Below are 21972 nucleotides of genomic sequence, written 5' to 3' on the forward strand. Positions count from 1 at the left end.
GTGATCCCGCTCGCCGTCGGCCCGCAGACCGGCGGCGAGCGGGATCACCGGCGGCAACCGGCCATGTCCTACGCCTCCCGGACGCGCAGTGCGCGGGTCAGGTCGTCGAGCTGGTCGGCGAGCTTGCGGCGCAGCGCCGGGGTGGGGTCGCCGTCGCGCAGGCAGGCCTCGCCCAGTCGCAGGTGGTCGGCGTCGACGGCGTGCACCGGGAACGCCCAGCGTCCGGCGGCCTCGGCGATGGCGGGGCCGCGGCGGGCGGCGAGGGCGACCGCGTCCTGGTAGAAGCGGGGGACGTAGTCCCGTACGAGATCGGCCTGTTCGGGCTGCCAGAAGCCCTGCGCGGTGGCGGTGAACAGGTAGTTCGACAGGTCGGTGCGCTCGTCGGTGGCGAACATCGACTCCCAGGCCGCGCGCTTGGCCTCGGCGTCGGGCAGCGCGGCCCGGCAGCGGGCGGCGCCCTCCTGTCCGGTGGCGGACGGATCGCGGTCGAGTTCTCGGGCGATGGCGACCTCGTCGACGGCGCCGAGGACGGCGAGGCGGCCCAGGACGCGCCAGCGCAGCTCCGGGTCGAGTTCGGGGCCGCCGGGGACGGTGCCGTCGGCGAGCCAGGCGGCGATGGTGTCCGGGTGGGCGGCGACGTCGATGAAGTGGCGCACGGCGATCAGGCGCAGTCCGGGGTTGTCGCCGTCCTCGGTGCGGCGGATGAGGTCGCGGCACAGGGAGCCGAGGGCGGTGAGGGCGGCGGGCCGCTGCCCGGGGTCCACGTACCGGTCGGCGATCTGCCCCGTGGCGAAGGCCAGGACGCCCTGGACGAGGGCGAGGTCGGTCTCCTCGGGCAGGTGGGCGGAGGCGGTCGCCAGGTAGTCGTCGGGGGCGAGTTCGCCGTCGCGGACCATGTCGCGCAGCGTGTTCCACAGCACGGCGCGGGTGAGCGCGTCGGGGATGCCGGACAGGCCGCGCAGGGCGGTCTCCAGGGAGGTCCCGTCCAGGCGGATCTTGGCGTAGGTCAGGTCCTGGTCGTTGGGCACGACCAGGGCGGGCCGGGTGCCGGAGCGGGGGCGGCCGGTGCCGTCCTGCGGGACGTCGGTCTCGTAGCGTTCCCGGACGACCAGGCTGCGGCCGTCGCCGAGGTCGCGGTCGTAGACGCCGACGGTGACGCGGTGCGGGCGGCTGCCGTCGCGGTCGAGGGCGAGGGTCCACTGGCCGGGCACGGCGTCGACGGACGCGGTGAGCGTGTCCACGCCGGTGGTGCGCAGCCAGGCCTCGGCCCAGGCGTGCACGTCGCGGTCTGTGGCGGCGGCGAGGGAGTCGATGAAGTCGGCGAGGGTGGCGTTGGCGAACCGGTGCCGCTCGAAGTGGGTGTTGATACCGGCCAGGAAGTCCTTCTCGCCGAGCCAGGCGACCAGTTGGCGCAGGGCGGAGGCGCCCTTGGCGTAGGAGATGCCGTCGAAGTTGAGCAGGGCGGAGGCGGTGTCGTCGACGGCGTCGGGAGCGACGGGGTGGGTGGAGGGGCGCTGGTCGGCGTCGTAGCCCCAGGACTTGCGGGCGACGCCGAAGTCGGTCCAGGTGCCGGTGAAGCGGGTGGCCTCGGCGGTGGTCTGGTAGCCCATGTACTCGGCGAAGGACTCGTTCAGCCAGATGTCGTCCCACCACTTGAGGGTGACCAGGTCCCCGAACCACATGTGGGCCATCTCGTGGGCGATGACCATGGCGCGGGTCTGCCGCTCGGTGTCGGTGACGGCGGAGCGGTAGACGAACTCGTCGCGGAACGTGACCAGTCCGGGGTTCTCCATGGCGCCCGCGTTGAACTCGGGGACGAAGGCCTGGTCGTAGGAGTCGAAGGGGTAGGGCTCGTCGAACTTCTCGTGGTAGCGGTCGAAGCAGGCCCGGGTGACGTCGAGGATCTCCTCGGCGTCCGCGTCGAGGTGGGGCGCCAGCGAGCGGCGGCAGTGGATGCCGAAGGGCAGGCCGCGGTGCTCGGTGCGTACGGAGTGCCAGGGGCCGGCGGCGACGGCGACGAGGTAGGTGGAGATCAGCGGGGTGAGGGCGGCCTTCCAGCGGCCGTCGCCGGTGTGCTCGGTGACGCCGTTGGCGAGGACGGTCCAGCCCTCGGGGGCCGTGACGGCGAGTTCGAAGACGGCCTTGAGGTCTGGCTGGTCGAAGGCGGCGAAGACGCGCTGGACGTCGTCCAGGAACAGCTGCGTGTAGACGTAGGTCTCACCGTCGGTGGGGTCGGTGAAGCGGTGCATGCCCTCGCCGGTGCGGGAGTAGCGCATGGCGGCGTCGACGCGCAGCTCGTGCTCACCGGGGGTGAGGTTCTTCAGCGGCAGGCGGTTCCCGGTGAGGTCCCGCGGGTCGAGGGGCTGTCCGTCGAGGGTGGCGGAGCGCAGGTGGGCGGGCTTGAGCTCGACGAACGTGTCCGTGCTGTCCCGGTCTGCCCGTACGGTGAACCGGATCACGGTCAGGGAGTCGAAGGTGTCGTCCCCTCCGGTCAGGTCGAGGTCGACGGTGTAGCGGTGGACGTCGAGGAGCTTGGCACGGGTCTGCGCTTCGTCGCGCGTGAGTACGGACATGGACGCCATGCTGCCTGATGGCCCGGAGCGGGCACGAGGGGGTGTCGCCGACGGACGCGGGGCTTGCGGCCCGCGGAGGGGGGCGCGTTCGGCGGCGCGCGGGGCGGGAGGTCAGGTCGCGGGGGTCTCGCCGTTGCCGGCGTCCTCGGCGATGCGCTCATGGTGGCGGATCACCTCGGCGATGATGAAGTTCAGGAACTTCTCGGCGAACGCCGGGTCCAGTTTGGCGTCCTCGGCAAGGGCGCGCAGCCGGGCGATCTGCCGGGCCTCGCGCGCCGGGTCGGCGGGCGGCAGCTGGTGGGCGGCCTTGAGGTGGCCGACCTGCTGGGTCGCCTTGAACCGCTCGGCGAGCATGTGGACGACGGCCGCGTCGATGTTGTCGATGCTGTCGCGCAGCCGCGCGAGCTCGTCGTGGACGGCGGGGTCGACGTCACCGGTGGCGGTGTTGCTGGTGGCGGTGTTGCTGGTGGTCATGGGCTCCAACCCTACGGGGTGGGCGGCGCTCCGATCATGAGCGGCCGACGGGTGGTGGACGGCGGCGGGCGCGGCGGGGCGCGGACGGCGGGCAGGCGGCGGACGGCGGGCAGGCGGCGGGGGGCGCGGACGGCGGGCAGGCGGCGGGGGGCGCGGACGGCGGGCAGGCGGCGGGGGGCGCGGACGGCGGGCAGGCGGCGGACGGCGGACGGGCGCGGACGGCGGGCGAAAATCCGCTTCCCCGCGCATAAAGTGGGAGAGGGTTCAGGGCGTCTTTGGGGGTTCGGACGTGGCGAACGGCGGACCGGTGGTGCACGGCTACCCGCATCTGGAGACGGTGCGGGCCGCCATCACCTCGCTCTACAAGCGGCTCTCGTACGGCACCGTGCAGACGTTCGCGACCAGCGTGCCCCCGGCCGACGTGGCCTTCTGCGACACCGACGACCTGCATCTGGGGGCCCAGCGCGTGGCCCACGAGCTGGTCCGCCACTACCGGCTGCCGGACGCCCGCATGATCGTCAGCTTCCGCGAGATGACGCACGCGGCGAACGTCGAGCTGGCGGCGGGCCCCGAGTACTTCGTCGAGCTGAACGACCGCTTCCGCACCCACCGCCGGGACATCGGCGCGGCCCTCGCCCACGAGGTGACCCACGTCTACCTGCACCGCCTGGACCTGTCCTTCCCCGGCACCCGCGACAACGAGATCCTCACGGACACGGTGGCGACGTACCTGGGCGCGGGCTGGCTGCTGCTGGACGCCTTCCGGGAGGACGGCGTGTCGTCGCAGAAGCTCGGCTACCTCACACCGGAGGAGTTCGGCTACGTGCTGGCCAAGCGGGCGCTGGTGTTCGGCGAGGATCCCTCGACGTGGTTCACCAGCCCGCAGGGATACGAGGCGTACGTCAAGGGCATGGCCCGGGCCCGCCGCGACGAGCAGCAGCCGCCCCTGACGGCGGCGGGCTGGGCGGGCCGCCGCCGGTACGCGCGCGACCGCCGGCACGCCCAGGACCACGGCCATGTGCCGCTGCCCCAGCCGGAAGCGCCGTACTCCTTCAGCTGCGGCGGCCGCGAGCCACTGCGGGTGTCCTTCTCCTGCCCCACGTGCCACCAGCGCATCAGGGTCCCGGTGGGAGGCCGTATGCGCGCCCGGTGCGCCCTGTGCCGCACGGTTCTGGAGTGCGACACCTGACCCGTCCTCGGTTCGGGGATCGTGGACCCCACCTTTACCATCTGTCACAGCAGTTCGCTATTTTGTTCGCCGCCGTCCCCACCGGCTCAGCCATGTCCCCGCGTTTCCCGAGGAGCCGGCCGTGGATGCCGAGTCCGCCGTCACCACCTGCTACCGCCACAGCAAGGTGGAGTCCCACGTCCGCTGCGTCCGCTGCGACCGGTACATCTGTCCGGACTGCATGCGGGAGGCCGCCGTCGGCCACCAGTGCGTGGAGTGCGTGAAGGAGGGCGCCCGGTCGGTGCGGCAGGCGCGGACGGCGTTCGGCGGCCGGATCAACGCGGTGCCGGTCGTGACCTATGTCCTCATCGGGCTCAACATCCTCGCCTATCTGGGCGAGTTGGTGCGCCCGGCGGTCGTGGACAGTCTGGGGATGCTCGGGCGCGGACTGGCGGGGACCGACGGCGGGCACTACCTGTGGCAGTACCCGCACGGCTCGGACGTGCACGCGGAGGGGCTGGTCGGCGGCGAGTGGTACCGGCTGCTGACCGGCACGTTCCTGCATCTGCCGGCCACCGAGGGTACGTTCGGCATCCTGCACATCGTGATGAACATGACGGCGCTGTGGAGCACCGGCCGTGTGGTCGAGGCGCAGTTGGGCCGCGCCCGCTACCTCGCCCTGTACCTGCTGTCGGCGCTCGGCGGGTCGGTGCTGGTCCTGCTGATCGCCCCGGACGCCCTGACGGTCGGCGCGTCCGGCGCGATCTTCGGTCTCGGCGCCGCGTACTACGTCATGGCCCGCCGGCTGGGCTACGACATGAGCGGCGTCAACCGGTACATGGCGGGCCTGCTGCTGTGGCTGGTGATCTCCGCCGGGCTCACTTCCTGGCAGGCGCACCTCGGCGGCCTGCTGGCGGGCGGTGTGGTGACCCTGGCGTACGCGTACGCGCCGCGCGGCGACCGTCGCACTCTGGTCCAGGCGGGTGTGTGCGTGGCCCTGCTGGTCCTGCTCATGGCGCTCAGCTGGGCGAAGGTCTCGGAACTGTCAGGAGGGGCGGCCTGATCAGGCCGTACGGGTATCTGTCATGAAACGTCCTGGAATATTGCTTTTGGCGGCCACCCCGGTGCTCGCGTTGGCGGTGCTGCTCGCCGTCGCTCCGCAGGACCGGGACCCGTCCGCGGCGAAGCAGCACACGGCCGCGCACGAGTCCCGCGAGGACGCCAAGGCGCGGGCCGAAGGGCCGGAGGGGGACCAGGACGACGAGGTGGTCGCCGAGGCGCCGCCGGGCCTGGCCGCGCCCGCGAAGAAGGAACTGGCCCAGCGGCTCGTGGCGAGCGCCGAGAACTCCACGCTCGACTGGCGCAGCACCTACGGCTACATCGAGGACACCGGCGACGGCGACGGCTACACCGCGGGGATCATCGGCTACTGCACCGGCACCCACGACCTGCTCACCCTGGTCGAGCGCTACACCAAGGCCCACCCGGACAACGGCCTCGCCCGGTTCCTGCCGGCGCTGCGCGAGGTCGACGGCACGGACTCCCACGAGGGCCTGGACCCGGACTTCACCGCGGCGTGGAAGGCGGAGTCGGAGCGTCCGGCCTTCCGCGAGGCCCAGGAGGACGAGCGCGACCGCGCCTACTTCGATCCGGCGGTCCGCCTCGCCAAGCTCGACGGCCTCGGCACGCTGGGCCAGTTCATCTACTACGACGCGATGGTCTTCCACGGCCCCGGCATCGACAAGGACGGTTTCTACGCCCTGCGCGAGCATGCCCTGAAGGAGGCCGACACCCCGGCCGCGGGCGGCCGGGAGAAGTCCTACCTCGACGTCTTCCTGGACATTCGCCGGGAGGCCATGAAGGCCAGGAAAACGAACCGCGACACCAGCCGTATCGACACCGCCCAGCGGCAGTTCCTGTACGACGGGAACATGGACCTGGAGACACCGCTGGTGTGGAAGGTGTACGGGGAGACGTACAAGGCCCCCTGACGCCTTGGGACATGCGGCGGCGCCTGCCCTGTGGTCCGGTCGGGGACTGGGCAGGCGCCGCCTCGGGGGGTCTGGGGGGTATCCCCCAGATATCCCGCCCGTACGCCTTTGTACGGGGCGAACGTGAGTGACCGTCAGGTCACCGTTGTGGCCGTCAGGCCGTCAGCGCGCGGTCCGTCGGGCGGATCGGGGCCGGCAGGTCGCCGGCGCCCATGAGGTGGCGGTCGACGCCGCGGGCGGCCGAGCGGCCCTCGGCGATCGCCCACACGATGAGGGACTGGCCTCGGCCGGCGTCGCCGGCGACGAAGACACCGGGCACGTTGGTCTGGAAGTCGGCGTCACGGGCGATGTTACCGCGCTCGTCCAGTTCCAGGCCGAACTGGTCGACCAGGCCGTTCTCCCGGTCGGTGCCGGTGAAGCCCATGGCGAGGGTGACCAGCTGGGCCGGGATCCTGCGCTCGCTGCCCGGCTTGGGGACCGGCCTGCCGTCCACGAACTCGACCTCGGCCAGGTGCAGCCACTGCACGTTGCCGTCCTCGTCGCCCTCGAAGTGGGTCGTGGAGGCCGAGTAGATCCGCTCGCCGCCCTCCTCGTGGGCCGAGGTGACCTTGTAGAGGATCGGGAACGTCGGCCAGGGCTGGTCGACCGGGTGCCGCTCGTCGTTCGGGCGGGCCATGATCTCCAGCTGGGTGACGGAGGCCGCGCCCTGACGGTGGGCGGTGCCCACGCAGTCCGCGCCCGTGTCACCGCCGCCGATGACGACGACGTGCTTGCCCTCCGCCGAGATCGGCGACACCACGTAGTCGCCCTCCTGGACCTTGTTGGCCAGGGGCAGGTACTCCATCGCCTGGTGGACGCCCTTGAGTTCGCGGCCGGGGACGGGCAGGTCGCGGGCGGTGGTGGAGCCGGCGGCGATGACGATCGCGTCGTAGCGCTTCTTCAGGTCGGTCGCCCTCAGGTCGCGGCCGATCTCGACGCCGGTACGGAAGCGGGTGCCCTCCGCGCGCATCTGCTCGATACGGCGGTTGATGTGCCGCTTCTCCATCTTGAACTCGGGGATGCCGTAACGCAGGAGGCCTCCGACGCGGTCCGCGCGCTCGTAGACGGCGACCGTGTGGCCCGCCCTGGTCAGCTGCTGGGCGGCGGCCAGGCCCGCCGGGCCGGAGCCGATGACCGCGACGGTCCTGCCGGACAGCCGCTCGGGGATGCGCGGGGCGACGTCGCCGTTCTCCCACGCCTTGTCGATGATCGAGACCTCGACGTTCTTGATGGTGACCGGCGGCTGGTTGATGCCGAGCACACAGGCCGACTCGCAGGGCGCCGGGCACAGCCGGCCGGTGAACTCGGGGAAGTTGTTCGTCGCGTGCAGCCGCTCGGAGGCGGCGGCCCAGTCCCCGCGGTAGGCGTAGTCGTTCCACTCCGGGATCAGGTTCCCGAGCGGACAGCCGTTGTGGCAGAACGGGATGCCGCAGTCCATGCACCGGCCGGCCTGCTTGCTGATGATCGGCAGCAGCGAGCCGGGGACGTAGACCTCGTTCCAGTCCTTCGTGCGCTCCTCGACCGGGCGGGACTCGGCGACCTCCCGGCCGTGGTTCAAAAAGCCCTTCGGGTCAGCCATGGATCGCCGCCTCCATCATCTTCTCGGTGATCTCGGTCTCGGAAAGACCGGCCCGCTCGGCGGCGTCCTTGGCGGCGAGCACTGCCTTGTAGGTGCTGGGAATGATCTTGCTGAAGCGCTCCACCGCCGTGTCCCACTCGGCGAGCAGCTTCTCGGCGACGGTCGAGCCCGTCTCCTCCTGGTGCCGGCGCACCACGTCGTGCAGCCACTGCCGGTCGGAGTCGTCCAGCGGCTCGACCGACGCCGCGTTGCCGGGGTTGACGTTGTCGCGGTCGAGGTCGACGACGTAGGCGATGCCGCCGGACATGCCGGCCGCGAAGTTGCGGCCGGTCTCGCCGAGGACCACCGCGCGCCCGCCGGTCATGTACTCGCAACCGTGGTCGCCCACGCCCTCGGAGACGACCAGCGCGCCGGAGTTGCGCACGCAGAACCGCTCACCGGTCTTGCCGCGCAGGAACATCTCGCCGCCGGTCGCGCCGTAGGCGAGGGTGTTGCCCGCGATGACGCTGTACTCGGCGAGATGGTCGGCGGCGCGGTCCGGACGGACCACGATCCGGCCGCCCGAGAGGCCCTTGCCGACGTAGTCGTTGGCGTCGCCCTCCAGGCGCAGGGTGATGCCGCGCGGCACGAAGGCGCCGAAGGACTGGCCGGCCGAGCCGGTGAAGGTGATGTCGATGGTGTCGTCGGGCAGTCCAGCACCGCCGAACTTCTTCGTCACCTCGTGGCCGAGCATGGTGCCGACCGTGCGGTTGATGTTGCGGATGGCGACCTGGGCGCGCACCGGCTGGGCGTCGGCGGCGCCGGTCGCCGCGAGGGAGTCGGCGGCGAGCCTGATCAGCTCGTTGTCGAGCGCCTTCTCCAGGCCGTGGTCCTGGGTGGTCACCTGGTGGCGCACCGCTCCCTCGGGCAGCTCGGGCACGTGGAACAGCGGCTCCAGGTCCAGGCCCTGCGCCTTCCAATGGTCGACCGCCCGGGTCACGTCGAGGACCTCGGCGTGGCCGACGGCCTCCTCGACGGAGCGGAAGCCCAGCCCGGCGAGCAGCTCGCGGACCTCCTCGGCGATGAACTGGAAGAAGTTCACCACGTACTCGGCCTTGCCGGAGAACCGCTCGCGCAGCACCGGGTTCTGGGTGGCGATGCCGACCGGGCAGGTGTCCAGGTGGCACACGCGCATCATGACGCAGCCGGAGACGACCAGCGGCGCGGTCGCGAAGCCGAACTCCTCGGCGCCCAGCAGCGCGGCGATCACCACGTCACGGCCGGTCTTGAGCTGGCCGTCGGTCTGCACGACGATGCGGTCCCGCAGTCCGTTGAGCAGAAGCGTCTGCTGGGTCTCGGCCAGGCCCAGCTCCCAGGGGCCGCCCGCGTGCTTCAGCGAGGTCAGCGGGGCGGCACCGGTACCGCCGTCGTGACCGGAGATCAGGACCACGTCCGCGTGCGCCTTGGAGACGCCCGCGGCGACCGTGCCGACGCCGACCTCGGAGACCAGCTTGACGTGGATCCGCGCCCGCGGGTTCGCGTTCTTCAGGTCGTGGATCAGCTGGGCCAGGTCCTCGATGGAGTAGATGTCGTGGTGCGGCGGCGGGGAGATCAGGCCGACGCCGGGGGTCGAGTGCCGGGTCCTGGCCACCCACGGGTAGACCTTGTGGCCGGGCAGCTGGCCACCCTCGCCGGGCTTGGCGCCCTGGGCCATCTTGATCTGGATGTCGTCGGAGTTGACCAGATACTCGCTGGTCACCCCGAAGCGGCCGGAGGCCACCTGCTTGATGGCGGACCTGCGGGCCGGGTCGTACAGCCGCTCCGCGTCCTCGCCGCCCTCACCGGTGTTGGACTTGCCGCCCAGCCGGTTCATGGCGATGGCGAGGGTCTCGTGCGCCTCCTTGGAGATGGAGCCGTACGACATGGCGCCGGTGGAGAAGCGCTTGACGATCTCGGAGACCGGCTCGACCTCGTCGACGGGGATCGGCGCGCGGTCGGAGGTGAAGCCGAACAGGCCGCGCAGCGTCATCAGACGCTCGGACTGCTCGTTCACCCGGTCCGTGTACTTCTTGAAGATGTCGTAGCGGCCGGTGCGCGTGGAGTGCTGGAGGCGGAAGACCGTCTCCGGGTCGAACAGGTGCGGCTCGCCCTCGCGGCGCCACTGGTACTCGCCGCCGATCTCCAGCGCGCGGTGCGCCGGGGCGATGCCGGAGGCCGGGTAGGCCTTGGCGTGGCGGGCGGCGACCTCCTTGGCGATGACGTCGATGCCGACGCCGCCGATCTTGGTGGTGGTGCCGTTGAAGTACTTCTCGACGAAGGCGTCGTCCAGGCCGACGGCCTCGAAGACCTGGGCGCCGCGGTAGGAGGCGACGGTGGAGATGCCCATCTTGGACATGATCTTCAGCACGCCCTTGCCGAGGGCGTGGATGAGGTTGCGGATGGCGTTCTCGGGCTCGCCGCCCGGCAGGAAGGTGCCCGCGCGGACCAGGTCCTCGACGGACTCCATCGCCAGGTACGGGTTGACCGCGGCGGCGCCGTAGCCGATGAGCAGGGCGACGTGGTGGACCTCGCGGACGTCGCCGGCCTCGACCAGCAGGCCCACGTGGGTGCGCTGCTTGGTGCGGATCAGGTGGTGGTGGACGGCCGCGGTGAGCAGCAGCGACGGGATCGGCGCGTGCTCGGCGTCCGAGTGGCGGTCGGACAGGACGATCAGCCGGGCGCCGTTGTCTATGGCGGCGTCGGCCTCGGCGCAGATCTCGTCGATGCGGGCGGCCAGCGCCTCGCCGCCGCCGGAGACCCGGTACAGGCCGGAGAGGGTCGCGGCCTTGAAGCCGGGCATGTCGCCGTCGGCGTTGATGTGGATGAGCTTGGCCAGCTCGTCGTTGTCGATCACCGGGAAGGGCAGGACGACGCTGCGGCAGGAGGCCGCGGTCGGCTGGAGCAGGTTGCCCTGCGGGCCGAGCGAGCTGCGCAGGGAGGTGACCAGCTCCTCGCGGATCGCGTCCAGCGGCGGGTTGGTGACCTGCGCGAACAGCTGGGTGAAGTAGTCGAAGAGCAGCCGCGGGCGCTCGGAGAGGGCCGCGATCGGCGAGTCGGTGCCCATGGAGCCGATCGGCTCGGCACCGGTCTTGGCCATGGGCGCGAGCAGGACGCGCAGCTCCTCCTCGGTGTACCCGAAGGTCTGCTGGCGGCGGGTGACCGAGGCGTGGGTGTGCACGATGTGCTCGCGCTCGGGCAGGTCGCCCAGCTCGATCTCCCCGGCCTGGACCCACTCGGCGTAGGGCTGCTCGGCGGCGAGGGTCGCCTTGATCTCGTCGTCCTCGATGATGCGGTGCTCGGCGGTGTCGACGAGGAACATGCGACCGGGCTGGAGCCGTCCCTTGCGGACGACCCTGGCGGGGTCGATGTCGAGCACGCCGACCTCGGAGCCGAGGACGACGAGGCCGTCGTCGGTGACCCAGTAGCGGCCGGGGCGCAGGCCGTTGCGGTCGAGCACGGCGCCGACCTGGGTGCCGTCGGTGAAGGTGACGCAGGCCGGGCCGTCCCAGGGCTCCATCATCGTGGAGTGGTACTCGTAGAAGGCGCGCCGGGCCGGGTCCATGGCGTCGTGGTTCTCCCACGCCTCCGGGATCATCATCAGCACGGAGTGGGGCAGCGAGCGGCCGCCGAGGTGAAGCAGTTCCAGGACCTCGTCGAAGGAGGCGGAGTCCGACGCGCCCGGCGTGCACACCGGGAAGATCCGCTCCAGCCTCTCCTGGGCGCCGAACAGGTCGGAGACCAGCCGGGACTCCCGGGCGCGCATCCAGTTGCGGTTGCCCTGGACGGTGTTGATCTCGCCGTTGTGCGCGACGAAGCGGTACGGGTGCGCGAGCGGCCAGCTCGGGAAGGTGTTCGTGGAGAAGCGGGAGTGGACGAGCGCGATGGCCGAGGCGAAGCGGCGGTCGGACAGGTCCGGGAAGAAGGGCTCGAGCTGGCCGGTGGTGAGCATGCCCTTGTAGACGAGGGTGCGGGCCGACAGCGACGGGAAGTAGACGCCGGCCTCGCGCTCGGCGCGCTTGCGCAGCACGAACGCCTTGCGGTCCAGGGCTATGCCCTCGCTCACGCAGTCGGTGACGAACAGCTGGCGGAAGACGGGCATCGTGGAGCGGGCGGTGGCACCGAGCAGCTCGGGGGCGACCGGGACCTCGCGCCAGCCGAGGACGGTCAGGCCCTCGTCGCCCGCGATCGCCTCGACGCGCGAGACGGTGTCCTCGGTGCCGTCCTCGGGCAGGAAGGCGATGCCGACGGCATAGGCTCCGGCCGCGGGCAGTTCGAATCCGGCCACCTCGCGCAGGAACGCGTCGGGCACCTGGGAGAGCAGTCCGGCGCCGTCGCCGGAGTCGGGCTCGGAGCCGGTCGCGCCGCGGTGTTCCAGGTTGCGCAGAACCGTGAGCGCCTGTTCGACCAGCGCATGGCTCGCCTCGCCGGTGAGGGTCGCCACGAAGCCGACGCCGCAGGCGTCGTGCTCGTTGCGGGGGTCGTACATACCCTGCGCGGCAGGGCGAGCATCCATGAACGACCAGTTCTGGCCATTCGCGGGATGCTGGGACGGCTGGCGCGGCATACGCATCGGCTCTCCCGTCGTCGTCATGTGGCTGGGGGTCCCTCCCAGGCCGTTCAGGCTCTGGGGGAGCGAGTGCCGAGGGACGACGTTGGCCCTCTGCCGGAAATGCGAAATTTCACGCAGGTTACATGATGGACGGCTTCTCGAGAATCGGAAAATCCGTTCCAGCATGCGGGCACCTCGGGCTGACGGCGGGGGTACCGCGCCCGGCGGTGAAAGCTGTGGGGCGGCGGCGGACGAGATCGGTCGGATCGGTGTCCGTCGGCCCGGGGAAACAGGGAGGGCGGAGTCGCCCGGCCCTGCGCATGCGCGACAGGCCTCATTGCCTGCGGTGCTTACGGCTCATGCCCCGTGGTCACACGGTCGAAACCCACGGGTAACGAGCAGCGGCGTACTTATACGACTATCCGCATAAGTACCAGCGCCTCATCCTACGGCGGTTCCGAACAAGGCGCCCAGGGCGTACGTCACACCGGCGGCGGCACCACCCAGGGCGAACTGCCGCAAACCGCTGTACCACCAGGTCCGCGCCGTCACCTTGGCCACCACCGCGCCACAGGCGAACAGCCCGGCGAGGGCGAGCAGCACGGCCGGCCACAACGCGGTGGCACCCAGCAGGTACGGCAGCACCGGCAGGAGCGCGCCGAGCGCGAAGGAGCCGAACGACGACACCGCGGCGACCAGCGGGGAGGGCAGGTCGCCGGGGTCGACCCCCAGCTCCTCCCGAGCGTGTATCTCCAGGGCCTGCTCAGGGTCCTTCGACAGCTGCCGTGCCACCTCCTCGGCGAGTCCGGGTTCCACGCCGCGCGAGACGTAGAGGGCGGCGAGCTCCCGCTCCTCGTCCTCCGGGTGCTTGCGCAGCTCGCGGCGCTCGACGTCCAGCTCGGCCTCGACCAGCTCGCGCTGCGAGGCGACGGAGGTGTACTCGCCGGCGGCCATGGAGAAGGCACCGGCGGCCAGGCCCGCGAGGCCGGTGAGGACAATGGTCTGCTGGCCCACCGAGCCGCCCGCCACACCGGTCATCAGGGCGAGGTTGGAGACCAGGCCGTCCATCGCGCCGAAGACCGCGGGGCGCAGCCAGCCACCGTTCACGTCGCGGTGCGTGTGGTTGTCGCGGTGCGCCTCGTGGAGCGTCGCCCCGGTGTCGATGATGGCCATGACGTGGTCCCCCCTGAGAGTTGGCAAGAACTTAGGTAAGGCTGACTTTTGGACGAGTTCTATTTTTCGACAACACCGAATCTACGCTCGAAATTCCACCGCCGCCAGCAAGGGAAGGCTGGGCTAACCTGCGGTTTTGCGTCATGGCGCTCATCCGAGAATAGAGGCGCACAAATGTCGTACGGGTGATGGTGAGGCTCCCGAGGCTGCACCGGGCCCCGCGCCGGGGACAGTTCCGCCGAGGGGTCCCCGCCCTGCGGGGGCGCCCCGAGAGGAGAGCCCGCCATGGGATCCACCATCCGCGCCCCGCAGACCCCGGCGCCGGCCCCGGCCGCATCGCGCGAACGGGCACGCGGCGCGCTGCTCGGCCTCGCCGTCGGAGACGCGCTCGGAGCGCCCGCGGAGAACCTGAAGCCGTCCGAGATCCGCGCCCGCTGGGGCCGGATCACCGGCTACGTCACCGACCGGCCGGCCGGCACGGACGACACCGAGTACGCCATCTTCTCCGGGCTCCTGCTGGCCCGGCACGGTCATGCGCTCACCCCGGCCCGGGTGGATGCGGCCTGGCACGAGTTCATCGCCGACCGCGCCGAGGGCCCCTTCCGCGGGGCCGGGTTCAGCGAGCGGGGCACGCTGGAGAATCTGCGGCGGGGGCTGGCCGCCCCCATCTCCGCCCAGCACCGGCACGCCTGGAGCGACGGGCTCGCCATGCGGGCGGCGCCGTTCGGTGTGTTCGCCGCCGGGCGTCCCGCCGAGGCGGCCCGGCTGGTGGCGATCGACGGCTCGGTCAGCCACGAGGGCGAGGGCATCCACGGCGGCCGGGCGGTGGCCGCCGGGGTCGCGGCGGCGATGGCGGGCGCGCCGCCGGTCGCGGTCGTGGCAGCCGCTCTCGCCGTCGTCCCCGACGACTCCTGGACGGCCCGCTCGCTGCGCCGGGCCACGGCCGCCGCCCACCGCGGCGAACGCGCGGTCCGCTCCGCGGTGGTGATCGGCGGCTACCCCTGGTCCGACCTGGCCCCCGAAGCGGTCGCCCTCGCCTTCGGCGCGTACGCAGCCGCCGACGGCGACTTCCGCGAGGCGGTCCTCACCGCCGTCAACATGGGCCGCGACGCCGACACCACGGCGGCGGTCACGGGCGCGCTGGCCGGCGCGACGCAGGGCCTCTCGGCCATCCCGGACGAATGGGCGACGGCCATCGGCCCCGCCCGGGGCACCTGCCTGCCGTCGATGGCGGGCCGGCACGTACTGGACGTGGCCGACCTGCTGGTGAACGCGAGCGCCTCCACCGGTCTCCCCCGCCACGAAGCCCCCGGACGACGCGAGGCGCTCCCCGTTCCGGACCGCGCGGCCTACGCCCTCACGGCCGGCGACGAGGAGACACAGCCATGAACCACCGGACCGAGGGGCCGGTGGCCGACCACCCGGCACGGAGCAGCCACCCGTCGGTGACGGCAGGCCCGCACGCATGGCAGAGCCACACCCCCACCAGCGACGAAGGCGAGGTACGACCGTGACGCGGCGGGTCGAAGGGCTGTTGCTGGGGCTGGCCGCCGGGGACGCCGCCGGGTGGCCCGCCGCGCGGCATCGGGCCGCTCGTATGCCGGAGTGGACCCGGCGGCTCACCCGGGAACTGGACACCTTCGCCGAGCTGAACGCGACGACGACGCTGCCCGTGCCCATCGCGCTCAACCAGCCTCCGGAGCCGCTGCGCCTGGGCCCCTCCGACGACGCCGAGTGGGCGGTGTTCGCCGCGGAGGCCCTGCTTCGGGCGGGGGACGACGGGGCGTTCGGCGACCTCGGCCGGGAGCGGCGTGTCCGGGCTGCGATCGACCTGACCTGGAACGCCGTCGCCGGTGAGGTCGCGGCGGCGGCCGAACGCGCCCCCGAGGTCGAGTCGGCGGTGCTGCCGCTGCGCGCCCGCATCTCCGTCCGGGCCGGGCTCGGTAACCTGGCGACCGGACTGCGCCCGCCCGCCAGCGGGCACGACAACCCGCACTACTTCGACGACGCCGCCTGCGTACGGGCGTGTGTGCTGGCCACGGCCCACCCGGGCGACCCCCGGTGCGCCGCCGACCTGGCCGAATTCGACGCCCGGTACACCCAGGACGGCGACGGCGTCCACGGCGCCCGCGCGATGGCGGCGGCACTCGCCGAAGCGCTGGCGGGCGCGGAGGTCGGGGCGTGCGTCATGGCGGCGCTGGCCGAACTGCCCGAGCAGACGGAGATCGGCCGCAACGCCCGGCACGCGCTGCGCCTGGCCCAGGACGCCGAGGGCGCGTTCGCGCTCGTCCCGCTGCTGGAGCACCGGATCGTCGACCACGTCTACAGCTACGGCATCGCCGCCGCCGAGACGGTTCCTGTCGCCCTCGCCCTGACCGCGGCGGCGGACGGCCGGATCGCCGAGGCGCTGCCGGCCGCGGCCTGCCTGTCCCGGGTCGCCGACTCCGCCCCGGCGCTGGCGGGCGCCCTGACCGGCGCCCTGGGCGGCGGCGAGTCGATCCCGGCGTCCTGGCGGGAGGCCTGCCGCACCCTGTCCGGCTGTGTGCTGCCCCGTCTCACCGGCACCGACCTGGTGGAACTCGCCGAACTCCTGGAAGCCGCACAACCGACCCCTCCAGGAGGATGATTCCGGGCATGACGCCCAAAGCAGAACAGAGCCGAGGCGCGGTCCGGGACGCGGACCTGGAGGAGCGGATCACCGGCGCGCTCGTGGGAGCAGCCGTCGGCGACGCGCTCGGCGGCCCCGTCGAGGGCTACTCCCCCGACCAGATCCTCGAGCGCCACGGCGGCCGCGTGCACGGCGTCGTCGGCCCCTGGCACGGCGAGCGGTGGCGCACCGCCCGCCCCATCGCCCCCTACCACAAGGGCGACGGCCACGTCACCGACGACACGTTGATGACGCACGCCCTGGTCCGGGTGTACGCGCGCGTCCGCGACCACCTCGACGCCTACGCGATCGCCGACCACCTGGTGCCCGACCTGATGACGAAGCCCCGCTGGATCCCGGAGCTCCAGGCGGAGGCGCTGCCGCTGCACCGGGTCTTCCTGGCGGAGAAGTGGCTGGTGGCGCGGCTGCACTACGGCCACGTCGACCCGCGCGAGGCCGGTACCGGAAACATCGTCAACTGCGGTGCCGCGATGTACATGGCCCCGGTGGGCCTGGTCAACGCGGCCAACCCGGCGGCCGCTTACGCCGAGGCCCTGGACATCGCGGGCGCCCACCAGTCGTCCTACGGCAGGGAGGCGGCGGGCGTCCTGGCGGCCGCGGTGGCGGCGGCGTGCGCGCCGGGGGCGAGCCCGGACTCGGTGGTGACGGCGTGCCTGTCGCTGGCGAAGGACGGCACCCGCGCCGCGATCGAGCGGGTCTGCGAAGTGGCCCGCGGCCGCACGGACTTCGAGTCGGCGCTGGCCCCGCTGCGGGAGGCGGTGGCGCCGTACGACACGGTCGGGCCGGACTACCGGAACCCGTCCCTGGGTGCCCGTCGCCCCTCCCGCCTGCACGCGATCGAGGAACTGCCCGTCGCGCTGGGCATGTTGACGGTGGCGCGCGGCGACTTCCGCGAGGCCGTCCTCGGCGCGGTGAACTACGGCCGCGACTGCGACTCCATCGCGACGATGGCCGGGGCGCTGGCGGGAGCGCTGGGCTCGCCCGTCCCGGAGGACTGGGCGAAGACGGTGGCCGGGGCCAGCCGCCTGGACCTGTGGGAACCGGCGCGCACGCTGGCCGGGGTGACCCGGGAGATCTTCGAGAGGGACGTACGGCGGCGACGCGCCCACGAGCGGGCGTTCGCCGGGATGGGAAGCCCGGAATGCTCCGACTGACCTGGGTCCAGCCGGAGGACCTGCTCGGCCACGAGCTTCGCCAGGCGGTGCAGGACGGCCGCGAACCGTCGGCGATCGCCGCCCGCTGGCGCGCGGCGGGCGGCCCCGAGGCCCCGGCCCGCGCGGGCGCGTCCCCCGGGCGCGCCTCCCGTTACCTGCGCCTCCTGGCGGAGGACCTCCTGGACGAACTGGCCGAACTCCCCAGCCGGCTGGCGGACTCGGAACCCACGGACCTGGCCGGGATCAAGGCCCTGTGCCCGGACTGGCCGGGGCAGCCGGGCGCCGTCGCACCCTCGGGGGCCGCCGAGCGCCTGGAGGCCGCCTGGCTCGGCCGGGCCGCGGGCTGCCTGCTGGGCAAACCCGTGGAGAAGCTGCCCCTCACCGGCATCCGCCAACTCGCCCAGGTCACCGGCAACTGGCCCGTCCACACCTGGTTCACCGGCAGAGGCGTGCCCGAGGACCTGGCCGCCGCGCACCCCTGGAACCGCCGTTCGGCGGCCAACTCGCTGGCCGAGAACATCGACGGCATGCCCGAGGACGACGACCTCAACTACCCCCTGATCAACCTTCTCCTCCTGCAACGCCACGGGAAGCGGTTCACGACCACCGACACCGCCCGCCTCTGGCTGGACGAACTCCCCGCCGGCCGCACCTTCACCGCCGAACGCGTCGCCTACCGCAACCTGCTGCTCGGCATCGAGCCCCCGCACACCGCCCGGCACCGCAACCCCTTCCGCGAGTGGATCGGCGCCCTGATCCGCGCCGACATGCACGGCTGGACCAACCCCGGCGACCCGGCGGCCGCGGCCGCGCAGGCCCACCGCGACGCCACCCTCACCCACACCGCGAACGGCGTCTACGCCGCGATGTTCGCCGCCGCCGTCATCGCCACCGCGGCGACCGGAACCCGCGACGTCCACACCTGCCTGGCCACCGGCCTGACCGTCGTGCCGCCCGGCTCCCGGCTCGCCCGCGCCGTGCGTCACGCCGTCCAACTGGCTGATACGCACGAGGACTTCGACATGGTCGTGGATGAACTCCACGCCGCCCACGCCGGCTGCCACTGGGTCCACGCCGTCCCCAACACCGCGCTGATCGCCGCCGCACTGACCCACGCCGGCGGCGACTTCACCGGCTCCGTCTGCCGTGCCGTCTCCGGCGGCTGGGACACCGACTCGAACGGTGCCACGGCCGGCGGTGTCGCGGCCGTCCTCGCCGGTTCCCCGGACGCGCTGCCCGACCGCTGGACGGCGCCGCTCAAGAACCGGCTGGCCACCTCGGTGGGCGACTTCGACGGTACCGGCTTCGACACCCTGGCCCACCTCACGCACCTGGAGGCGTCCCGCCCATGAGCGACTTCGACCGGCTCACCTCATGACCGCGCCCCACGACGCCGCGCCCGACGCCACCGGCCCACTCGCCGGTCTGCGCGTGCTCGACCTCGCCACCCTCTTCGCCGGGCCCATCGCCGCCACCATGCTCGGTGACTTCGGCGCCGAGGTGATCAAGGTCGAGCACCCGGTCAAGCCGGACCCGTCCCGGGGCCACGGGCCGTCGAAGGACGGGGTCGGCCTGTGGTGGAAACTGCTCGGCCGGAACAAGCGCACCATCACGCTGGACCTGTCGAAACCCGGTGGCCGCCGCACCCTGCTGCGGCTGGCCGCCACCGCCGACGTGGTCGTCGAGAACTTCCGGCCCGGCACCCTGGAGAAGTGGGAGCTCGGCTGGCCGGAGCTGTCGGCGGCCAATCCGCGCCTGGTGCTGGCCCGGGTCACCGGGTTCGGGCAGTTCGGCCCGTACGCGGCCCGGCCCGGGTTCGGCACCCTGGCGGAGGCGCTGAGCGGGTTCGCCGCGATCACCGGCGAACCGGACGCGCCCCCGACGCTCCCGCCGTTCGGGCTCGCCGACTCGATCGCGGGCCTGGCCACGGCGTACGCGGTGATGACCGCGCTCGCGGCGCGGGAGCGCACCGGGGCGGGCCAGATCGTGGACATGGCGATCATCGAGCCGATCCTGACGGTCCTCGGCCCGCAGCCCCTGTGGTACGACCAGCTCGGCTACGTCCAGCCCCGCACCGGCAACCGCACCCGGAACAACGCGCCGCGCAACGCCTACCGCACCAGTGACGGCACCTGGGTGGCGGTCTCCACCTCGGCGCAGTCGGTCGCGGAACGCGTGATGCGGCTGGTGGGCCGCCCGGAGCTGATCGACGAGCCCTGGTTCGCGACGGGCGCGGAGCGGGCCGCGCACGCCGACGTGCTCGACGAGGCGGTGGGGGGCTGGATCGCCCGCCACACCCGCACCGAGGTCCTGGCCGCCTTCGAGAAGGCTCAGGCGGCGATCGCGCCGATCCAGGACGTACGGGACGTGATGGCCGACCCGCAGTACCGGGCCCTCGGCACCTTGACCACCCTGCACGACCCGGAACTCGGCCGGATGCGCATGCAGAACGTCCTCTTCCGGCTCTCCGCCACCCCGGGTGCGATCCGCTGGGCGGGCCGCCCGCACGGCGCCGACACGGACTCGGTCCTGACCGAACTCGGCCTCACCCGGGAGGAACTGGCCTCGCTGCGCGCGGAGGGCGCCCTGTGACGGCCGCCGCCCTCTGCCCGCTCACCTGGCTGTACGCCCCCGGAGACCGCCCGCACGTCGTGGCCAAGGCCCTCGCCTCCGGTGCCGACGTGGTGGTCGTCGACCTGGAGGACGCGGTCGCGCCGGACCGCAAGGAGTACGCCCGCGCGGCCACCGCCGAGTTGCTGACCGAGCCGCCGCCGGTCCCGGTGCACGTGCGGATCAACGCGGTCGACGGGCCGCTGGCCGCCGAGGACCTGGCGGCGGTGGCGCCCCGGCCGGGCCTGGCCGGGCTGCGGCTGCCGAAGGTGACGTCCGCCGGGCAGGTCGCCCGGGTCGCGGCACGGACGGAGACCGCGCAGGGCCTGCCGCCGACGAACGGTTCGGACGGTTCGGGGCCCTCGCTGTACGCCCTCCTGGAGACCGCGCTGGCCATCGAACGCGCATACGCCATCGCCGCCGCGCACCCCTCGCTGCGCGGCATCTCGATCGGCGAGGCGGACCTGCGCGCCGACCTGGGCGTACGGCAGGACTCCGGCCTCGACTGGTGCCGAGCCCGGGTCGTCGTGGCCGCCCGCGCGGCCGGTCTCGCCCCGCCGCCCCAGTCCGTCCACCCCGACATCCGGGACCTGGAGGGCCTGGCGGCCTCCTGCGCGCACGGCCGCGCCCTCGGCTTCCTCGGCCGCGCGGCCATCCATCCGCGCCAGCTCCCGATCATCGAGCGCGCCTATCTGCCGACCGACCGGGAACTGGAGGAAGCCGAGACGATCATCAAGGCCGCCACCGCGGACCGGGGCGCGCAGGCTCTCCCGGACGGCCGATTCATCGACGCGGCGGTGGTGGCGGCGGCCCGGCGTACCCTGGCACTGGCCCGGCGGTGCTGAGCCGACAGCGCTGGCACGAGGCTGACACGGCGAGGGCGCCCCGGTGGTCCGGGGCGCCCTCGTCCATGTACGACCGGCCGGCCGTCAGCTCTTCCGCGCCGACTCGGCCCCGTCCTTCGTGTCGTCCTCTGAGCTGTCGCCCGCGCCGTCCTTCGCCTCGGGAGCCGCGCCGGCGGCCGCACGCGTGTCCTCCGTGCCCTGCGCGTCCCGTCCCTCCGCCGGCTCCTCGTCCTCGGCGCCCGCCCCGGTCCCGGGCGCGGCCTTCTCCTCGGAGGGCGCCGGCTCCCGCTCGACCTGCGGCTCCCGGCCCGGCCGCTTCTTGGCGGACACCCAGATGTAGGCCACCGCGAGCAGGAAGACCAGCAGCGCCGTCCAGTCGTTCAGCCGCACGCCCAGGAAGTGGTGGGCGTCGTCGACGCGCATGTACTCGATCCAGGCGCGGCCCACGCAGTACGCGGCGACGTACAGCGCGAACGCCCGTCCGTGGCCCAGCTTGAAGCGGCGGTCGGCCCAGATGACCAGGAAGCCGACGCCGACGCACCACAGGGACTCGTACAGGAACGTGGGGTGGTAGTACCCCGGCACCCGGCCGTCCGTCGCGGAGGTGATGTGCAGCGCCCACGGAACGTGCGTCTCACGGCCGTACAGCTCCTGGTTGAACCAGTTGCCCCAGCGGCCGATCGCCTGCGCGAAGGCGATGCCCGGTGCCACGGCGTCGGCGTACGCGGGCATCGGGATGCCCCGTCGCCGGGCGCCGATCCACGCGCCGAGCCCGCCGAGCGCGATCGCGCCCCAGATGCCGAGGCCGCCCTCCCACACCTTGAAGGCGTCCACCCAGTCACGGCCCTCGCTGAAGTACAGCTCGTAGTCCGTGATCACGTGGTAGAGCCGGCCGCCGACCAGGCCGAAGGGCACGGCCCAGACCGCGATGTCGGCCACCGTGCCGGCCCGCCCGCCCCGGGCGATCCAGCGCTTGTTGCCGAGCCATACGGCAACGAAGACGCCGATGATGATGCAGAACGCGTAGCCGCGCAACGGAATCGGGCCGAGGTACAGCACACCGCGCGACGGGCTGGGAATGTAGGCAAGTTCCATGGCAGGGTCGACGCTACCGCAGCCGGAGCGGCGCCA

16 protein-coding genes are annotated in these 21972 nt (G+C 72.8%); 10 read left to right on the forward strand and 6 right to left on the reverse strand.

The features are described from left to right. Positions 1-68: 68 nt before the first annotated feature. The gene (gene pepN / locus ACFY4A_RS26595; RefSeq protein WP_390831858.1) at positions 69-2582 is read right to left on the reverse strand and encodes an aminopeptidase N; all 2514 of its coding nucleotides are present in this window, start codon (positions 2580-2582) and stop codon (positions 69-71) included. 102 nt (positions 2583-2684) lie between these two features. Continuing rightward, a complete protein-coding gene (locus ACFY4A_RS26600) occupies positions 2685-3047 on the reverse strand; it encodes a chorismate mutase (RefSeq protein ID WP_390831859.1) in 363 nt (120 codons plus the stop codon). A 289-nt stretch (positions 3048-3336) separates the two neighbouring features. Between ACFY4A_RS26600 and ACFY4A_RS26605 the strand changes: the two genes are divergently transcribed. The 3 genes from ACFY4A_RS26605 (at position 3337) to ACFY4A_RS26615 (ending at position 6206) form a co-directional block, all read left to right on the forward strand. Then, positions 3337-4236 carry a hypothetical protein gene (locus tag ACFY4A_RS26605; RefSeq protein ID WP_390831860.1) on the forward strand — a complete coding sequence of 300 codons (900 nt, stop codon included), beginning with the start codon at positions 3337-3339 and terminating at the stop codon, positions 4234-4236. Positions 4237-4357: 121 nt separating this feature from the next. After that, on the forward strand, positions 4358-5278 hold the full coding sequence (locus ACFY4A_RS26610) for a rhomboid family intramembrane serine protease (RefSeq protein ID WP_390831861.1): 921 nt from the start codon (positions 4358-4360) through the stop codon (positions 5276-5278). Between the two features lie 22 nt (positions 5279-5300). Next, entirely contained in the window at positions 5301-6206 is a 906-nt protein-coding gene (locus ACFY4A_RS26615) for a chitosanase (RefSeq protein WP_390831862.1), read from the forward strand. A gap of 154 nt (positions 6207-6360) precedes the next feature. On the opposite strand, the gene ACFY4A_RS26620 is transcribed toward ACFY4A_RS26615, so the two are convergent. From ACFY4A_RS26620 to ACFY4A_RS26630, 3 genes are all read right to left on the reverse strand, one after another. Next, on the reverse strand, positions 6361-7824 hold the full coding sequence (locus ACFY4A_RS26620; protein WP_390831863.1) for a glutamate synthase subunit beta: 1464 nt from the start codon (positions 7822-7824) through the stop codon (positions 6361-6363). Continuing rightward, positions 7817-12412, reverse strand: a complete 4596-nt coding sequence (gene gltB, locus ACFY4A_RS26625) for a glutamate synthase large subunit (protein WP_390831901.1) — start codon at positions 12410-12412, stop codon at positions 7817-7819. The genes ACFY4A_RS26620 and gltB overlap by 8 nt, the downstream gene beginning before the upstream one ends. Before the next feature lie 420 nt (positions 12413-12832). Beyond that, complete coding sequence (locus ACFY4A_RS26630; protein ID WP_390831864.1) at positions 12833-13564, reverse strand: VIT1/CCC1 transporter family protein; 732 nt, start codon at positions 13562-13564, stop codon at positions 12833-12835. Between the two features lie 285 nt (positions 13565-13849). Between ACFY4A_RS26630 and ACFY4A_RS26635 the strand changes: the two genes are divergently transcribed. The 7 genes from ACFY4A_RS26635 to ACFY4A_RS26665 are packed head-to-tail and all read left to right on the forward strand — an operon-like array spanning position 13850 to position 20841. Beyond that, the gene (locus ACFY4A_RS26635) at positions 13850-14953 is read left to right on the forward strand and encodes an ADP-ribosylglycohydrolase family protein (protein ID WP_390831865.1); all 1104 of its coding nucleotides are present in this window, start codon (positions 13850-13852) and stop codon (positions 14951-14953) included. Next, positions 14950-15078, forward strand: a complete 129-nt coding sequence (locus ACFY4A_RS26640) for a hypothetical protein (RefSeq protein ID WP_390831904.1) — start codon at positions 14950-14952, stop codon at positions 15076-15078. Before ACFY4A_RS26635 ends, ACFY4A_RS26640 begins: the two co-directional genes overlap by 4 nt. Beyond that, positions 15030-16190: an ADP-ribosylglycohydrolase family protein gene (locus tag ACFY4A_RS26645; RefSeq protein WP_390831866.1), complete on the forward strand. Its 1161-nt coding sequence runs from the start codon at positions 15030-15032 to the stop codon at positions 16188-16190. The genes ACFY4A_RS26640 and ACFY4A_RS26645 overlap by 49 nt, the downstream gene beginning before the upstream one ends. Before the next feature lie 8 nt (positions 16191-16198). Beyond that, entirely contained in the window at positions 16199-17386 is a 1188-nt protein-coding gene (locus ACFY4A_RS26650; protein WP_390831867.1) for an ADP-ribosylglycohydrolase family protein, read from the forward strand. Beyond that, a complete protein-coding gene (locus ACFY4A_RS26655) occupies positions 17374-18738 on the forward strand; it encodes an ADP-ribosylglycohydrolase family protein (protein WP_390831868.1) in 1365 nt (454 codons plus the stop codon). The genes ACFY4A_RS26650 and ACFY4A_RS26655 overlap by 13 nt, the downstream gene beginning before the upstream one ends. 22 nt (positions 18739-18760) lie before the next feature. After that, positions 18761-19978, forward strand: coding sequence for a CaiB/BaiF CoA transferase family protein (locus tag ACFY4A_RS26660; RefSeq protein WP_390831869.1), 1218 nt, complete (start codon positions 18761-18763; stop codon positions 19976-19978). Then, positions 19975-20841, forward strand: coding sequence for an HpcH/HpaI aldolase/citrate lyase family protein (locus tag ACFY4A_RS26665; RefSeq protein WP_390831870.1), 867 nt, complete (start codon positions 19975-19977; stop codon positions 20839-20841). The genes ACFY4A_RS26660 and ACFY4A_RS26665 overlap by 4 nt, the downstream gene beginning before the upstream one ends. Before the next feature lie 84 nt (positions 20842-20925). On the opposite strand, the gene lgt is transcribed toward ACFY4A_RS26665, so the two are convergent. Then, on the reverse strand, positions 20926-21936 hold the full coding sequence (lgt, locus tag ACFY4A_RS26670) for a prolipoprotein diacylglyceryl transferase (protein ID WP_390831871.1): 1011 nt from the start codon (positions 21934-21936) through the stop codon (positions 20926-20928). Positions 21937-21972: the final 36 nt, after the last annotated feature.

It is taken from the genome of Streptomyces sp. NPDC001292 (assembly GCF_042896465.1).
In the GTDB taxonomy this organism is placed as follows: domain Bacteria; phylum Actinomycetota; class Actinomycetes; order Streptomycetales; family Streptomycetaceae; genus Streptomyces.

Bases quoted from the DNA above. Each gene is read 5' to 3' on its own strand.
- ACFY4A_RS26640 (WP_390831904.1), top strand. From the start codon at position 14,950: ATGAACCACCGGACCGAGGGGCCGGTGGCCGACCACCCGGCACGGAGC.
- pepN (WP_390831858.1), bottom strand. From the start codon at position 2,582: ATGGCGTCCATGTCCGTACTCACGCGCGACGAAGCGCAGACCCGTGCC.
- ACFY4A_RS26620 (WP_390831863.1), bottom strand. From the start codon at position 7,824: ATGGCTGACCCGAAGGGCTTTTTGAACCACGGCCGGGAGGTCGCCGAG.
- ACFY4A_RS26650 (WP_390831867.1), top strand. From the start codon at position 16,199: ATGACGCCCAAAGCAGAACAGAGCCGAGGCGCGGTCCGGGACGCGGAC.
- ACFY4A_RS26635 (WP_390831865.1), top strand. From the start codon at position 13,850: ATGGGATCCACCATCCGCGCCCCGCAGACCCCGGCGCCGGCCCCGGCC.
- ACFY4A_RS26645 (WP_390831866.1), top strand. From the start codon at position 15,030: ATGGCAGAGCCACACCCCCACCAGCGACGAAGGCGAGGTACGACCGTG.
- ACFY4A_RS26630 (WP_390831864.1), bottom strand. From the start codon at position 13,564: ATGGCCATCATCGACACCGGGGCGACGCTCCACGAGGCGCACCGCGAC.
- ACFY4A_RS26600 (WP_390831859.1), bottom strand. From the start codon at position 3,047: ATGACCACCAGCAACACCGCCACCAGCAACACCGCCACCGGTGACGTC.
- ACFY4A_RS26660 (WP_390831869.1), top strand. From the start codon at position 18,761: ATGACCGCGCCCCACGACGCCGCGCCCGACGCCACCGGCCCACTCGCC.
- lgt (WP_390831871.1), bottom strand. From the start codon at position 21,936: ATGGAACTTGCCTACATTCCCAGCCCGTCGCGCGGTGTGCTGTACCTC.
- gltB (WP_390831901.1), bottom strand. From the start codon at position 12,412: ATGCGTATGCCGCGCCAGCCGTCCCAGCATCCCGCGAATGGCCAGAAC.
- ACFY4A_RS26615 (WP_390831862.1), top strand. From the start codon at position 5,301: ATGAAACGTCCTGGAATATTGCTTTTGGCGGCCACCCCGGTGCTCGCG.
- ACFY4A_RS26655 (WP_390831868.1), top strand. From the start codon at position 17,374: ATGCTCCGACTGACCTGGGTCCAGCCGGAGGACCTGCTCGGCCACGAG.